Annotated in this window: 9 protein-coding genes and 1 pseudogene; 4 read left to right on the top strand and 6 right to left on the bottom strand. The window is 73.9% G+C overall.

Translation table 11 applies throughout. The features are described from left to right. The first annotated feature begins 93 nt into the window (after nucleotides 1-93). A complete protein-coding gene (locus tag ABT093_RS31065) occupies nucleotides 94-672 on the top strand; it encodes a CAP family protein (protein WP_350570109.1) in 579 nt (192 codons plus the stop codon). On the opposite strand, the gene ABT093_RS31060 is transcribed toward ABT093_RS31065, so the two are convergent. The 6 genes from ABT093_RS31060 to ABT093_RS31035 all read right to left on the bottom strand — a co-directional run bounded on the left by ABT093_RS31060 (nucleotide 673) and on the right by ABT093_RS31035 (nucleotide 10,413). Further along, the gene (locus ABT093_RS31060; RefSeq protein WP_350570108.1) at nucleotides 673-4,464 is read right to left on the bottom strand and encodes an nSTAND1 domain-containing NTPase; all 3,792 of its coding nucleotides are present in this window, start codon (nucleotides 4,462-4,464) and stop codon (nucleotides 673-675) included. A gap of 201 nt (nucleotides 4,465-4,665) precedes the next feature. Continuing rightward, nucleotides 4,666-5,130 carry a VOC family protein gene (locus ABT093_RS31055; protein WP_350570106.1) on the bottom strand — a complete coding sequence of 155 codons (465 nt, stop codon included), beginning with the start codon at nucleotides 5,128-5,130 and terminating at the stop codon, nucleotides 4,666-4,668. Between the two features lie 466 nt (nucleotides 5,131-5,596). Then, nucleotides 5,597-6,094, bottom strand: coding sequence for an ATP-binding protein (locus tag ABT093_RS31050; protein WP_350570104.1), 498 nt, complete (start codon nucleotides 6,092-6,094; stop codon nucleotides 5,597-5,599). A 183-nt stretch (nucleotides 6,095-6,277) separates the two neighbouring features. Beyond that, nucleotides 6,278-7,546 (bottom strand): L,D-transpeptidase, encoded by a 1,269-nt coding sequence (locus tag ABT093_RS31045; RefSeq protein WP_350570103.1) that lies wholly within the window; start codon nucleotides 7,544-7,546, stop codon nucleotides 6,278-6,280. A 173-nt stretch (nucleotides 7,547-7,719) separates the two neighbouring features. Then, nucleotides 7,720-9,009, bottom strand: a complete 1,290-nt coding sequence (locus ABT093_RS31040; protein WP_350570102.1) for a L,D-transpeptidase — start codon at nucleotides 9,007-9,009, stop codon at nucleotides 7,720-7,722. Between the two features lie 177 nt (nucleotides 9,010-9,186). After that, a complete protein-coding gene (locus tag ABT093_RS31035; RefSeq protein ID WP_350570100.1) occupies nucleotides 9,187-10,413 on the bottom strand; it encodes a L,D-transpeptidase in 1,227 nt (408 codons plus the stop codon). A 611-nt stretch (nucleotides 10,414-11,024) separates the two neighbouring features. Here ABT093_RS31035 and glgX point away from each other — a divergent pair. From glgX to ABT093_RS31020, 3 genes and pseudogenes are all read left to right on the top strand, one after another. Then, a complete protein-coding gene (gene glgX / locus ABT093_RS31030) occupies nucleotides 11,025-13,280 on the top strand; it encodes a glycogen debranching protein GlgX (RefSeq protein WP_350570098.1) in 2,256 nt (751 codons plus the stop codon). 84 nt (nucleotides 13,281-13,364) lie between these two features. Next, a complete protein-coding gene (locus tag ABT093_RS31025) occupies nucleotides 13,365-15,287 on the top strand; it encodes an ABC transporter ATP-binding protein (RefSeq protein WP_502884353.1) in 1,923 nt (640 codons plus the stop codon). A 5-nt stretch (nucleotides 15,288-15,292) separates the two neighbouring features. Continuing rightward, nucleotides 15,293-15,386 (top strand): annotated as a pseudogene (locus tag ABT093_RS31020) (ATP-binding protein); the annotation flags it as partial.

Below are 15,386 nucleotides of genomic sequence, written 5' to 3'. Positions count from 1 at the left end.
TCGCCCGGGTGAACCCGCCGCATTCGGCCACCCGGGTGGTCCGGCGGCTGCCATCGTGACGGGACAACACCCCCACGAGCCCCCGGAGCGCGGATGAAGCACACCCGAACCGGTGTCCGCACCCTCACCACCCTGCTGCTGGCCGCCCTCCTCGCCGCCGCCGGCGCCGCCCCCGCGGCGGCCCGCGCCGCGCTGCCGGACGCCACCGACGCGGCCTTCGCAGACGACTGCCTGCGCGCCCACAACGAGTACCGCGCCCGCCACGGCGTCCCGGCGCTGGCGCTGGACCCCGCCGCCCAGGAGTACGCCAGGAGCCGCGCCGCCCGGCTCTCGACCTTCGAGCGCCTCTCCGGCGGCCACGCCGGCCTCGACCCCGCGTACGGCGAGAACCAGTCCTGGTTCGCCTCCACCGCCCCCGACAGGGCCGGCTGCCGCCGGGCCGTCGACGCCTGGTACGCCCAGGCCGGGGCCTACGACTACACCCGCCCCGGCTTCTCCGCCGCCACCGGCCTGTTCACCCAGGTGGTCTGGAAGTCCTCCACCCGCCTCGGCTGCGCCCGCGCCCACGGCCGGGGCGACACCTGGTACGAGACCTACGTCGTCTGCGACTACGGCCCCCCGGGCAACGTCTCCCCCCAGTACGCCGAGAACGTCCTGCCCCCGCTCCGCTGATCAGCAGGTCTCCCGGTACGGGACGCCGGGCAGGTGGGTGCGCCACTCCGCCCGGCCCAACCCGCCGCCCGCCCGGCGGCACACGCCCGCCGCGGCGGCGGCCGGGGCGACCTCGATCCGCTGCCGCACCTGCCCCCCGGCGACGTACAGGGCGGCCGAGTCCGGCGAGAACGCGAGGTCCTGCACCGTGTCGCCGGCGGTGGGGAAGGGGGCGCCGACCGGAAGGTGCGAGTCGAGGTCCCAGAGCTGGACGGTGCTGTCCAGGTACGCGACGGCGAGCGTGCGGCCGTCCGGCGAGAAGGCGAGGGCGAGGACCATCGACGCACCGAGGTCGGCCCGGGTCAGGATGCCGAGCCGGCGTTCCAGGCCGCCGTCCCACAGGGTGACCCGGCCGGCCGACTCACCGGCCGCGAGGTACCGGCCGTCGGCGCTGAACTCCAGCGCCTCCGCGGCCGCGAGGTGCCGCGGGTGCGGCATGGCCGTCAGGCGCGGCAGGTCGACGACGTCGCCGGAGGACGTGACCAGCAGCCGGCCGTCGGGACGGATGGCGAACTCCTCCCCCTGCGGCCCCGGGACGGTCGCGGTCACCCGGCCGGCGCCGGGGTCCCAGAGTTCGAGCCCCGCCGTCCCGGCCCGCAGCACCACCCGGCCGTCCGGGGCGAGCGCCATGCCCGACCAGCGCTCCGGCGGATCGCCCGCCGGAACCACCGGCCCGCCCCGCCGGGCGTCCCAGAACCCGATGCTCCGCGCGAGGCCCGGCCCCCAGGTGCTGTAGCCGAGCCCGCTCCCGTCCGGACGGAACGCCAGCGACACGGCGCAGGGCGGCGTGAACCGTGCGAAGGGACCTCGGGACGGCTCCCGCCGGCAGGGCTGCCCGGGCAGCCCGGCGACCGGTGCACCGGTACGGCCGTCGACGAGCGCGAAGCGGGCGAGCCCGTCCGCGCCGGGCAGGCCCGCGGTGGCGAGCAGGGACCCGTCCGGGCTGAACCTCGCCTTCAGCAGCTCCGGCTGCCAGTCGGCCCGGACCGTCCCGCTCACGTCCAGGGTGCGGACCACGGAGCCGGTACCGTCGCCCGGACCGGCCAGATAGCGGAGCAGCCCGGTCCGCGGGTCGATCCGGGGGTCGACGGCGATCTCGCCGTCGGTCGGATAGAGGAGGGCCGGCGAGTTCGGGCTGTCCAGCCGCCAGAGGAGCACCTCCGTGCCGGTCATCGCGACCAGGTAGCGGTCGTCCGCGCTGCTCCCCAGCTCCCTCATCCGGCGGAACTCCAGCGGCAGGCCCTCGGTGCCGGTGGAGGTGTCCCAGGTCCGGACGGTGCCGTCGGTGACGTGGGCCAGCACCCGGCCGCCCGCGACGAACCGGTACGGCTCCCGGTAGCAGTCCCGGTCGGCGGTCCAGGGCACCGCCAGCTGCCGGCGCTCGGCGACGTCCCAGAGCTGGAGCGGGCGCCCGGGCACGCAGTAGGCGAGCAGCCTGCCGTCGGGGCCGAGCGTCACGTCCGGAGCGTCCGGGTCGAACAGGCGGTGGTCCCGCGCGTACCGGGCCGTCGTCGAGGCCGGCATGCTGCCGCCCGTCGGGTCGGCGGCCGGATCGCGGGGCGCCCGGAACTCCATGAGCGCCCCGCCGCCGCCCGCGTCCCACAGCGTGACCACGTACTCGGTGGGCGTGCGGTCGTACCCGACCACCTGCCGGCCGCTCGGGCCCATCTCGGCACCGCCCGACGCCGGGCCGAGGACCAGGTCGGGGGTGCGGCCGGTCAGGTCCCGTACCGCGACCCGGCCGGCGTTCTCCGGGGCCGGCTCGTCCGGGAAGAAGGTCACCAGGTCCCCGTCCCCCTCCTTCCACCCCACCCGGCCGACATCCCCGCCCAGCCCGGGGAGGGTGCGCACGGGCGCGCCGGTCTCCAGGTCGCGGACGGTGACCCGGTCGGGGCCGATGCTGGTCAGCGTCCGGCCGTCGGAGCCGAGGTGGCGGACGGTGCCCGGGTCGCCGTCGGGGTCGGCGTAGGCGTCCAGTTCCCGCTGCGCCGCGGCGCCCAGCACGGCGGACCTGGTCTCCGGCAGGTCGGCGAGCCGCCAGGCGGCGAGGGCGAGCCGCATGGCGGTGCGGGGGTCGGACAGCCGCAGGACGGCGGCGACGCCGGCGGCCCGGCGCGCGTCCGCCTCGACGCGGCGCCGCTCGCCGGTCCGGTTCTGCTGCCACGCCGCCAGGCCCGCCGTCAGGGCGAGCGCCAGCACCGCGCAGAGCACGCCGGTGAGCGCCCGCCGCCGGCGGCGCTCGCGGCCCTGCGCGGCGGTGCTGGCGGCGAGGAACTCCCGCTCCAGCGGGGTGAGTTCGTCCGGCCCGTCGGGCCGGGCCGGGAACCGGTCCGCCGCGACGGACAGCCGCACCCCCCGGTACAGCGCGCCGGTGTCCCGGTCCAGCGCCGCCCAGGCCTGCGCGGCCTCGGTGAGGCGGCGCTGGGTGTGCAGGCGTTCGCGGTCCTCGTCGATCCAGCCGCGCAGCCGCGGCCAGCCGGTGAGCAACGCCTCGTGGGCGAGGTCCACGGTGGAGCCGGTCAGGGTGATCAGCCGGGCGCGGGCCAGCTGTTCGAGGACGGGCGCGGCGCCGGGGCCCGCCGCGGCGCGCTCGGCGAACTCGGCGCGGTCAGCGGGCCGCCGGGTGTCATGGGTGCCCTGACCCGGTGCGACCAGCCGCAGCAGCACCCTGCGGGCGACCGCGGCCTGCGCGGGGGTGAGGCCGGCGTGGAACTCCTCGGCGGTGCGGGCGAGCGCGCCGTGCAGTCCGCCCGCCGCCTCGTACGCGCTCTCCGCGAGGGTGCGGCCGCGGCGGCGGCGCCAGGTCTCCAGCAGGGCGTGCGAGAGCAGCGGCAGGCCGCCGGGCTCGTCGGCGAGGTCGCGGACGATCCGGGCGGTGAGCGAGCGTTCGACGACCAGCCCGCGGGCGGCGGCGGGCCGCACGACGGCGTCGCGCAGTTCCTCGGGGCTCATCGGGGTGACCAGCTGGGTGGTCTCCCGGACGGCCTCGGCGAGCGGGCCGTGGGCGGCGCAGTGGCCGAAGAAGTCGGCCCGTACGGCGAGCACCACGCGGGCGCCCCGGTCGGGCCCGGCGGCGGCGAGCAGCAGGCCGACGAAGCGGGCGCGCTCGGCGGCGTCGGCGCAGAGCGTGAACACCTCCTCGAACTGGTCGACGAGCAGCACCACGCCCCGGCCGGTGTTCTCCGGCGCGAGCAGTCCGGCGTGGCTGCGGACGGGGTGCGGGCCGGGCGTCAGGATGCGGATCGCGGTCGGCCGGTGCGGGCCGGCCTCCTCGCGCAGGGCGGGCACCAGGCCGGCCCGCAGCAGCGAGGACTTGCCGCTGCCGGAGGGCCCGACCAGCGCGACGACCCGTCGTTCGCGCACCAGCGCGACGAGCCGGGCGACCAGGTTCGCGCGGCCGAAGAACAGCTCCCGGTCGCCGGGCTCGAACCGGGCCAGCCCGAGGTACGGCGCGCCGGCCGGGTCGTCGCCCGCGGCCGCCCGCTCGGCGAGCTCCCGGCTCGCCCGCTGCCAGCGCCCGGTCCAGTCGTCGGCGTCGCCCCCGCACGCGCCGACGTAGGCGAGGACGACGGGCAGGGTCGGCAGCCGGTCCCCGGAGGCGGCCTGGGCGAGCGCGGCCGGCGAGTAGTGCGCGCGGGCGGCCATGGCCCGGTAGGTGAGGCCGCCGGCCTCCTGTCTGAGCTCGCGCAACTCGTGGGCGAACCGCTCCACCGGCCCGTCCGCCGGATCCACCGGCCGTTCACGGCGTCCCATCCCGTTCCCCTCGCCCCCCGACGTCGGCCCGGGCCACGGTAGGTGCGGGGATCCCCGGCCCACAAGGCGCCCGGGCGGCGGGGCGGGCTTTGTCCACGGCGGTCCGGAGGGCCTTCTGGACAACGCCCGGACGGCGAAGACTGCGGTCATGGCGCCGGGCCTCCCCGACGGGGGTGGGGAGGCCCGGGGCCCGGCCGGCCGTCAGCCGGTGGGCAGGCGGCGGTGGAGCTCCTCCGGCGAGAGGTCCTCCAGGCGGGTGAGGAAGATCCACACATGGCCCGAGGGGTCCTTGAGGACGGTGGTGCGGTCGCCGTGGAACATGTCGGTCGGCGGCTGGAGGACCTCCGCGCCGGCCGCCTCGGCGCGCGCGGCGAGGGCGTCCACGTCGGGCACGTAGACGTGCAGGGCGACGCTGGTGCCGCCGAGCACGGACGGGGCGGTGAACGGCGCGCCGTCCCCGCCGGCGTCCCCCAGCATCAGCACGGACCGCCCGATGCTGATCTCCGCGTGCAGGACCCCGCCCCCGGGCGCGTCGATCCGGATGTCCTCGCGGGCCCCGAAGGCCCGCTCGTAGAAGTCGATCGCCGCAGCGGCGTCCGCGACCATGATGTGCGGGACGGCCGCGTAGCGGTACCGGTCGGGAACGACGCCGTCGGTGGCGGTCATGGGCGGATCCCCCTCGGAGAGTGCCGCCGGCCGTTCACCGGCGGTCCGGGAGGACGGTAGGAGGTGAAGCCGACTTGAGGTCAAGCGCCACGCGGTGGCGGGCCGCCCGGGAAGCCCCGGACGCGGGCACGGAATAGTGTCGATCATGAATAATCTCAGGCCACGGCGTGAACCTATGCAAATTCCCAAGGTGAACTAAGTTACAAACCTTGAAATCGAAGCCACCTGGTTTGCCCACATGCTGAGATCCATGCGATAGTCGAGATGTCCGAGGGCGGACGCCAGCGACTGGCACGCCCCTGGGCGCGAGAAGACTTCGGCTGGCCCGACCTGGCGCGGCCGACGCCCATCGCGCGGCACGCACCCCCTTGGCCGGCGCGATGACCTGCAGGGGCCCCCAGCCACCGGACCACGGTGAAGTCGGGGGCCCCGCGTGTTTTCCCGGCCGGACGGCCGCCCTCCGGAGTCAGGCCCGCTCACGGACCTTCAGCTCGAACCAGACGCCCTTGCCGCGCGGCAGCAGGTCGGCGCCCCAGCGGTCCGCCAGGTCGTCGACCACCTGCAGGCCGCGCCCGCGCTCGTTCACCGGGAGCGGCTCCGCCACGACCATGCACGGCAGGGCCCGCGAGGAGTCCCGCACTTCCACCCGGACCCAGCCCGGCTTGCGCATCACGGCCAGTCCGATCGTCCGGCCGGCAGCGTGCCGCACCGCATTGGCGACGAGTTCACTGGTGAGTAACTCGCCGACCTCCAGGTGCTGGTGCAGGTCCCAGGTCTCCAGGGCCGCGAGCACCAGCCGGCGCGCCAGCGGGCCGGTCGCCGGCCGGGACGGCAACCGCACCTCGCGCGGCGCCTCCCGGTCGCACAGCTTCCCGACGTACAGCTGTTCCAGCTCCTCGGAGCTGAGCCGTTCCAGGGCCGCGAGGGCGTCCTGGAACGGAGCCCACGACGCGTCAGCGACCAAGCTGGCACCCGGAAGTGATGACTGATCTGTTTCGCCCCAACCCGCCATGCGACCCATCATTGCGGAACGCAAGCGGCCGCGTACGGACAATGAGCAAACGATCACGGGTGTTTCGGCATATGCCGCGTGCAACCCGAACCCGCGTTCGGGCAGGTCCGGGGCAGGGTCGCGACGGGCCGCGGGCTACCAGGCACTCCAGTCGAGGTTCCAGCCGCTGAGGCCGTTGTCCGGCGCGACCCGGCCGCGGGCGGAGTTCTGCACGGTGACCACGTCCCCGATCAGCGAGCCGTCGTAGAACCGGCCCGCCGAGGTGCCCGGGCCGCCGCCCTTGACGTCCTTGAGGCCCACGCAGCCGTGGCTGACGTTGTCCTCGCCGAAGGCGTTGCTCCAGTAGTTGCCGTGCACGTAGGTGCCGGAGTCGGTGAGCCGCATGGAGTGCGGGACCTGGAGGTCGTAGGGCTCGCCGGTCATCCCGGGCAGGGTGCTGGACTGCATCCGCACCACGCCCTCCTTGGACATGACCACCATGGTGCCGTTCCAGGTCGGGTGCTCGGGCGAGCCGGAGGTGATCTCGACGACCGAGCTCTGACCGTCCCGGACCACCGTCATCCGGTGCGCCCCGGCGTCAACCGTCGAGATCTGGGATCGCCCGATAGTGAAGGGCTCGTCCCGGTCGACTCCCCCGTAGACGCCCGGGGCGATCTCCACGCTCTTCAGCCGGTACCGGACGGTGACCCGCGTCCCCGGGTTCCAGTACTTCTCGGGACGGAAGTCCAGCCGGCGGTTGCCGAACCAGTGGCCCCGCACCACGGTGCCGTCGCTGGTGTTGAAGGTGATGCCCTTCGCCACCGCGTCCTTGTTCTTCACGTCCTTGTCGAAGGTGACCGAGACGATCATGCCCACGCCGTAGGTGGCGCCGTCCTCCAGGTTGTCGCCCGCCTTCGCCTCGCGCTCGGGGGTGAGCGTGGTGAAGCTGCTGTCCGCCGAGGCGACCACGCCGCCCGCGTCCGCCGCCAGGGCGCTCACCTGGTACGCGGTGCCGACGGCCAGCGGGCCGGACGGGGTCCAGCTCGACCCGTCGGCGGCGATGGTGCCGGCCACCTCCTTGCCGGCCCTGTCGCTCACCTTGACGGTGGTGAGCCTGCCGCCGGAGACCGCGACCTTGAGCGCGCCGTCCGGAGCGACGTCCACCGCGCCGGCCCCGGGCTGGATGTCCACCACGGCCTGCGAGACCCTGGGGGCGGCGCCGGTGGCGGGCGCCCCCGCGGCCGTCGTGGGGGCCGCGGGCGCCGCGCCGGCCGCCGACGGGACCCCCGCGGTCCCGCCCGCGCCCAGCTCGGCCTTGGCCGCGCTGCCGCTCCCGCCCCCGCTTCCCCCGCCGCCGCAGGCGCTGGTCAGCACCAGCGCTCCCCCGACCAGACCGGCGGCCATCACCCTGCGTATCGACTTCACCGTCGACTCCCTCCCTCGTACTCGCACGACCAATACACGCACCACCCAGCGGAAAGGTTGCGCCGTTCGGGGACCCGTCCACGCGGAAACGACGACCGGCCCGACCCCGGCGAGTGGGGATCGGGCCGGTCCGTGCCGTACCGGGCCTGGCGGCGGCTACCGCCGGGTAGGACCTACCAGTTCGCCCAGCCGATGTTCCAGCCGCTCAGGCCGTTGTCGGGGGCGACGGTCTTCTCCTTGGAGTTCTTCACGATGACGACGTCGCCGATGATCGAGTCGTTGAAGAACTTGCCCGCCTGCGAGGTGTCGCTGCCGCCCTTCTCGTCCTGCAGCGAGATGCAGCCGTGGCTGGCGTTGGTCTTGCCGAACGGGTTGGCCCAGTAGTTGCCGTGCACGAAGGTGCCGGAGGTGGTCAGGCGCATCGCGTGCGGCACGTCCGGGATGTCGTACTCGCCGCCGAGACCGACGGTCTGCGAGTTCATCCGGGTGACCTTCTCCTTGGACATCACCACCATGGTGCCGTTCCAGGAGGGGTTCTTCTCGTCGCCGAGGGTCACCGGCACGGTGTGGCTCGCGCCGTCCCGGGTCACCGTCATCTGGTGGCTGGCCGAGTCGGCCACGGAGACCTGGGAGCGGCCGATGGTGAACGGCTCGTCCTTCTCCACGTCGCCGTAGACGCCCGGGGCTACCTCGACGTTCTTCAGCCGGTACTTGATGGTGACCTTGGTGCCCGGCGCCCAGTACTTCTCGGGGCGGAAGTCGATGCGCTTCGAGCCGAACCAGTGGCCCTTCACGGTGGTGCCGTTGTTGGTCTCGAAGGTGATGCCGCCCAGGACCGCGTCCTTGTTCTTGATCTCCTTGTTGAAGACCACCGAGACGATCATGCCGACGCCGTAGGTGGCGTTGTCGGCGATGTTGTCGTTGGTGGAGACCTTCTTCTCGGGCGTCAGCGTGGTGAACGAGGTGGTGGACGCGGCCACCAGGCCCTCGGCGTCGGTGGCCTGGGCGTTCACCTTGTACGCCATGCCGACGGCCAGCGGGGAGGTGGGCTTCCAGCCGCTGCCGTCCGCGGCGATGGTGCCCGCGACCGGCTTGCCCTCCTTGTCGGTCACCTCGACCGCGGTGAGCTTGCCGTTGGCCACGGCGACCTTGAGCGCGCCGTCCGGGGCGACGTCCTGGGCGCCGTCCTTGGGCTCGACGGTCACCACGGCGGCCGAGGTCTTCGGCGTGGCCGCGGACTGGCCCGGCGCCGGAGTGCCGTTGCCGGAGTCCCCCGTACCGTTGGCGCCGGCCGTGGCGGCCGCTTCGCCGCCCCCGGTGGTCTTGTTGTCGCCGCCGCTGCTGCTGCAGGCCGCGGTGAGCAGCAGCACCCCGCCCATCGCCAACGCCACCGCACTGCTGCGCAGACGGCGGCGGGTGACGGTGGTGCGTATCGCGGCGTCGGCCGCCCTAACCGGCTTCACGGTCTCTCCCCTCCCGGTGTACATCCTGATGGACGCATTGTTCGCCCGGACGGGTTGCACCGGACCGGCGATCTTTCGCGCCGGGCTTCGGCGCGGCAAGCAGGATAGCTGGGCCGAATGGGTGAATCCTGGGGAGGCTACCGGTGAACGCCGGTGAAGATCATCCGCACATGATCATCAGGGGGTGACCGTCGGGGACGGGCTCCCGGACGGGGGCGGGGAGGCGGTCCCGGAGGGGCTCGGGGACGGGGCCGGGGACGGGTTCAGTGACGGGGCCGGAGACGGGCTCGGGGGCACGTTCACCACCGGTCCGGCGGGCGGGGTGGCGGAGGGGCTCGCGGCGGAGCGGAAGGCGCTTCCGGCCACCCACTGCGCCCAGGACAGGTTCCAGCCGTTCAGACCGTTGTTCGGCGGCACCACGTCGCCCGTCGCGGCCTTCACCTCGAACACGTCCCCCGGGAGCGTGTGCTCGAAGAGCCAGCCCGCCGGCGTCTCGCCGCTCGACCCGCCCTTGACGTCGGCCAGGCCGATGCAGCCGTGACTGGTGTTGGCGGTGCCGAACACCGACGGGCTGGCCCAGTAGTTGCCGTGCACGAAGGTGCCCGAGTTGGTCAGCCGCATCGCGTGCGGGACGTCCTTGATGTCGTACTCGTCGCCCATCCCGACGGTCTGCGAGTTCATCCGGGTGACCTTGTACTTCTCGGACACCACGAGCACGCCCCGGTACGTCGTGTGCCTGGCGTCCCCGCCGGACACCTTGAGCGTGCGCACCGCCTTGCCGCCCTGGCCGGCCCGGACGGTGAGGGTGTGGGCGTCCAGGTCGACGGTGGACACCTGGGCCCGGCCGATGGTGAACCGGACGTCCTTGCTCTGGGTGCCGAACTCGCCCGGCGCGCCCTGCACGTCCTTGAGCCGCAGCGCGACGGTGACCCTGGTGCCCGGCGCCCAGTAGTCCCGGGGGCGGAAGTCCAGGCGCTGGCCGCCGAACCAGTGCGCGGCCACCTCCACCGGCGGGTCGGCGGTCACCGCGATCGCGCGCTCCACCACGGCCCGGTCGGTGATCGGGCGGCTGAACCGCAGCGAGACCGGCATGCCGACGCCGACGGTGGAACCGTCCTCGGGGGTGAAGAAGGCGACGAAGGTGTGCGCCGGGGGCATCGTCGAGAAGTCGGTGTGCTGGACCGCCCGTTGGCCCTGGTCGTCCTCGGCGACGGCGTCCAGGGTGAACGCGGTGGCCGGCGGCAGCGTGCCGTTCGGGGTCCAGCTGGCGCCGTCGGGGGAGAGCGTGCCGGGGACCTCGCCGCCCCGGGTGTCGGCGAGCCGCACGGAGACCAGTCGGCCCTGGGCGACCGTCACCCCGACCGGGCCCTCGGGCGGCAGGTTCTGGGTGTCGTCGGCGGGCACCGCGGTGATCGACGCCCGCGAGGGCGGAGGCGGAGCGCCCGGACCACCGGACGGAGCGGCGTCCCCGCTCGACGTCCCCGACCCACCGCCACCGGCACAGCCGACCAGCACCGCCAGGCAGCAGCCCAGCGCCGCCAGCCGCCCTACCCACATCTCGCGGCCTCCCGCCGTCTCCGTCCGTTACCCCCACAACGAGGCCACCCCCACCAGGACACGCCGACACGCCGCCCCACCACCCCGAAAGCCCCACCCCATCCACCCTTTTTATGTAGACCGGTCTACTGATGGCCGCCGCCCACCCGGAGCGAAAAGTCGGCCCGGCCGACTTCCCACTCCCCGCGCGCCCGCTCGGAGCAAGAAGTCGGCGGGACCGACTTTCCCCTCCGGGAGCACCCTGCGAATCTGTAGACCGACCGACATATTCCACGGCGGGGCGCAGACGGCACGCAGGGGTGGGTGGGGTGGAGTGGGAAGTCGGGCCGGCCGACTTTTCGGGTGCGCGCCCGGGCGCCATCTGCCGGTAAGACGGTGTTCAGCCGCTTCCGTCCGGCGTGAACAGGGAATGAGAGACCGCACGGGGTCCGGGACACCCCGTCAGGGAGGGCACCGCCATGGCGTCAGGGCAGGAGTCGGCGACCGCCGTACGCGCGCACGCCCCCGGAACCGCGGACGGGGCCGGCGGTGCGGTGCCGTGGCCGGGCAGCCGGCTGCCGCTCGGCGCCCGCTTCCACCCAGGCCCGGACGGCCGCCCCGGCACCAACTTCGCGCTCTGGGCCGGCGGCGCCGAGGCCGTCGACCTCTGCCTCTTCGACGAGGACGGCCGCGAGACCCGCCTGCGCCTCACCGAGCAGGACGCCCACACCTGGCACGGCTTCGTCCCCGGCGTCCTCCCCGGCACCCGCTACGGCTACCGCGTGCACGGCCGCTGGGACCCGTGGACCGGCGCCCGCTGGAACCCCGCCAAGCTGCTGCTCGACCCCTACGCCCGCGCCGTCGACGGCGCCTACACCTCCCACGACGCCACCTGCGCCGCCGTCCGCGGCTGGCCCGAGGCGGACGTCGCCGACACCGTCCGCGACAACCGCGACTCGGCCCCGTACGTCCCCAGATCCGTCGTCGTCCGGGACGACGACGACTGGTCCGACGACCACCGCCCCAAGACCCCCTGGGCCGAGACGGTCCTCTACGAACTGCACGTCCGCGGTTTCACCCTGCGCCACCCCGACGTCCCGCCCGCCCTGCGCGGCACCTACGCCGGCCTCGCCCACCCCGCCGCCCTCGCCCACCTCACCGGGCTCGGCGTCACCGCGGTCGAACTGCTCCCGGTCCACCACCACGTCAGCGAGGACCACCTCCAGGCCCGCGGCCTGGTCAACTACTGGGGCTACAACACCGTCGGCTACTTCGCCCCGCACGCCGGCTACTCCGCCTCCGGCTCACGCGGCGGCCAGGTCGGCGAGTTCAAGCGGATGGTCCGCGCGCTGCACGCCGCCGGCATCGAGGTGATCCTCGACGTGGTCTACAACCACACCGCCGAGGGCTCCGAGATGGGCCCCTCGCTGTTCCTGCGCGGCATCGACAACGCCGGCCACTACCGCCTGCCGCCCCACCACCCGCGCGGTTACGCCGACTTCACCGGCTGCGGCAACACCCTGGACACCCGCCGCCCCCAGGTGATCCGGCTGATCACCGACTCGCTGCGGTACTGGGTGCACGAGATGGGCGTGGACGGCTTCCGCTTCGACCTCGCCGCCGCCCTCGCCCGCGGCGGCGCCGCCACCGGCAACGGCCACGGCGGCGGCCACGACGTCACCAGGGAGCACCCGCTGCTCGCCGCCATCGCCCAGGACCCGCTGCTCAGCCGGGTGAAGCTGATCGCCGAGCCCTGGGACGTCGGCCCGGGCGGCTACCAGGTGGGCGGCTTCCCCCCGCCGTGGGCCGAGTGGAACGACCGCTACCGCGACACCGTACGCGACTTCTGGCGCGGTGCCCGCCCCGACGTCCGGGAGCTCGGCTACCGCCTCTCCGGCTCCTCCGACCTCTACCAGCACGCCGGACGCCGCCCGTACGCCTCCGTCAACTACGTGACGGCGCACGACGGTTTCACCCTGCGCGACCTCGTCTCCTACGACCGCAAGCACAACGAGGCCAACGGCGAGGCCAACCGGGACGGCACCGACGACAACCGCTCCTGGAACCACGGCGCCGAGGGCGAGAGCACCGACCCCGCCGTCACCGCCCTGCGCCGCCGCCAACTGCGCAACCTCATCGCCACCCTGCTGCTCTCCGCCGGCGTCCCGATGCTCACCGCCGGGGACGAGTTCGGCCGCACCCAGGGCGGCAACAACAACGCCTACTGCCAGGACAACGAGGTGAGTTGGCTCGACTGGTCGCTGCTCGACGACCCGGCCTGGCGCGCCCTGTCCGCGTTCACCGCCGCACTGGTCCGGCTCCGCCGCCACCACCCCGTGCTGCGGCAGCGGGCGTTCTTCTCCGGCCGCGCCACCACTCCGGGCGGTCGGCCCGATCTACTGTGGTTCACACCTCTTGGCCGGGACATGACCGAGACCGACTGGTTTGCGCCGACCGCGTCACTGGGCATGCTCCTGTCGGGAACCGCGATGTCCGAACGCGACGCCCACGGCCGTCCGTTGCTCGACGACAGCTTCCTGCTGCTCCTCAACGCCGGTCCGCGACCCCTTCCCTTCACCCTGCCGGGCACCCCCTGGACGGCCGAAGGTACCCGCTTCGAGACCGTCGTCGACACCGCCGCCGAGGACGGCACCGGCCCAGCCGGTCTATACCTCCCGGGGGATGCGGTGCTGCTCACCGGGCATACGCTGCACCTTCTGCGGGCGACGCCCTGATCCAGCCGTGCACATGGCCGGTAATCGACGGTGCGTTCGATACCTGGCTGAGCGATAGAGAGTATCCGGCCTATTCTCGCCGCGATGGCCAAGAACCAAGTCCTTGACACCGCCACCGATTCCGTCGCAGTGCCCGGCACCGCGCCTCCCGCGCCCCGCCGTTCGACAGTGCGCTCGCTCCTTCGGATGTGGCCCTACGTTCGTCCGGTCCGCACGCGCCTGGTCGTCTCGACGACCGCCGCGATGCTCGCTTCCCTCAGCACCCTGCTCGTACCGATCGTCCTCGGAAGGATCGTCGACGGCCCGATCGCCGAGCACGACCTCCAAGCCCTCTGGCCCCTCGCGGCCCTCCTGCTCCTGCTCGGCCTCTCCGAAGCCGCCTTCTTCCACGCCCGCCGGGTGGTGGTGGCCAGGCCGCTCGCCGAGGTCGAGACGACCCTGCGCGGCGAGCTCTTCGGCAAGCTGCAGCGCCTGCCGGTCTCCTTCCACGACCGTTGGGGCTCCGGCCAGTTGCTCTCCCGCGCGATGTCCGACCTGCACGTCATGCGGACGTTCCTGTCGTTCCCGCTGGTCTTCCTCGTCGTCAACACGCTGACCTTCCTGGCCGGCATCGCGCTGATGTTCACCCAGGACTGGCGGCTCGCCCTCATCACCCTCGGCCCGACCGTCCCGCTCTTCCTGCTCACCCGCCGCTTCGAGTCCCGCTACTCCCGCGCCACCCGCCTGACGCAGGACCGCAACGGCGACCTCACCACCCTCATCGAGGAGTCCGTCCTCGGCATCCGGATCCTCAAGGCCTTCGGCCGCCACCGCTCGATGGCGGAGCGGTTCCACGGTCAGTCCTCCGAGCTCCGCCGCACCGAGCTGGACAAGGCCGGCATGCTCGCCAACCTCTGGTCGATCGTCATCGGCCTGCCCGAACTCGCCCTCGGCTGCGCCCTCGCGGTCGGCGCCTACCTGGTCGCCCACGACGAGCTGAGCGCCGGCTCCCTGGTCGCCTTCCTCTCCACCGCGCTCACCGTGCGCTGGCCGATCGAGTCGCTCGGCTGGCTGATGGCCTACTCCAACGAGGCCGCCACCGCCACCGACCGCTTCTTCGAGGTGCTGGACGAGCCCGACGCCGAGCCGGCCGACACCGACGCCGCCCCCACGGCCACGACCACCGCCACGAAGACCACCCCGCAGAGCACCACGAAGAGCACCACGACGACCACCCCGAAGACCACCGCGACGACCGTCACCACCCCCGACGGCATCCGGCTCACCGGCGTCCGCTTCCGCTACCCCGACGCTCCCGCGGGCACCCCCGATCTGCTCCGCGGCGTCGACCTGCACATCCGCAGCGGCGAGACGATGGCCCTGGTCGGCGCCACCGGCAGCGGCAAGACCACCCTCACCGCCCTGCTCCCCCGCCTCTACGAGACCACCGCCGGCACCATCACCCTGGACGGCCGGGACATCCGCGAGCTGGACCGCTCGCACCTGCGCGAGATGGTCGCGGTCGCCTTCGAGGACCCCACCCTGTTCTCCACCACCATCCGCGAGAACGTGCTGATGGGCGCCCCCGGCGCGGACGACGACCAGCTGCACGCGGCCCTCGCCACCGCCCAGGCCGGCTTCGTCGACCACCTGCCCGAGGGCGTCGACACCGAGGTCGGCGAGCAGGGCCTCGGCCTGTCCGGCGGCCAGCGCCAGCGGCTCGCCCTGGCCCGCGCCGTGGTCGGCGACCCGGCCTTCCTGGTGCTCGACGACCCGCTCTCCGCGCTGGACGTGCACACCGAGGCGCTGGTCGAGCGCGCCCTGCGCGCGGTCCTCGTCTCCACCACCGCCCTGGTGGTCGCCCACCGCCCGAGCACCGTGCTGCTCGCCGACCGGGTCGCCGTCCTCGCCGACGGCCGGATCGAGGCGGTCGGCACCCACCAGGAACTCCTGCAGAGCTCGGCGCGCTACCGCGCACTCATGTCGGGCGAGGCCGGCCTCGCCCCCGAGGGGAGCACCGCCCGATGACCACCACCTGCGAGTTCCTGGTGGCGGTGGACGGCACGATCTCCTTCCTGGAGGTCAACACCCGTCTGCAGGTGGAGCACCCGGTCACCGAGGAGGTCA

This window comes from Kitasatospora sp. NPDC002551, assembly GCF_040296005.1.
In the GTDB taxonomy this organism is placed as follows: Bacteria; Actinomycetota; Actinomycetes; order Streptomycetales; family Streptomycetaceae; genus Kitasatospora.
Note: the sequence above shows the minus strand (reverse complement) of the source record. Positions and strands in the feature narration are given on the sequence as shown.

Coding starts and splice junctions, on each gene's coding strand:
- ABT093_RS31025 (WP_502884353.1), top strand. CDS start 13,365: ATGGCCAAGAACCAAGTCCTTGACACCGCCACCGATTCCGTCGCAGTG.
- ABT093_RS31055 (WP_350570106.1), bottom strand. CDS start 5,130: ATGACCGCCACCGACGGCGTCGTTCCCGACCGGTACCGCTACGCGGCC.
- ABT093_RS31060 (WP_350570108.1), bottom strand. CDS start 4,464: ATGGGACGCCGTGAACGGCCGGTGGATCCGGCGGACGGGCCGGTGGAG.
- ABT093_RS31065 (WP_350570109.1), top strand. CDS start 94: ATGAAGCACACCCGAACCGGTGTCCGCACCCTCACCACCCTGCTGCTG.
- glgX (WP_350570098.1), top strand. CDS start 11,025: ATGGCGTCAGGGCAGGAGTCGGCGACCGCCGTACGCGCGCACGCCCCC.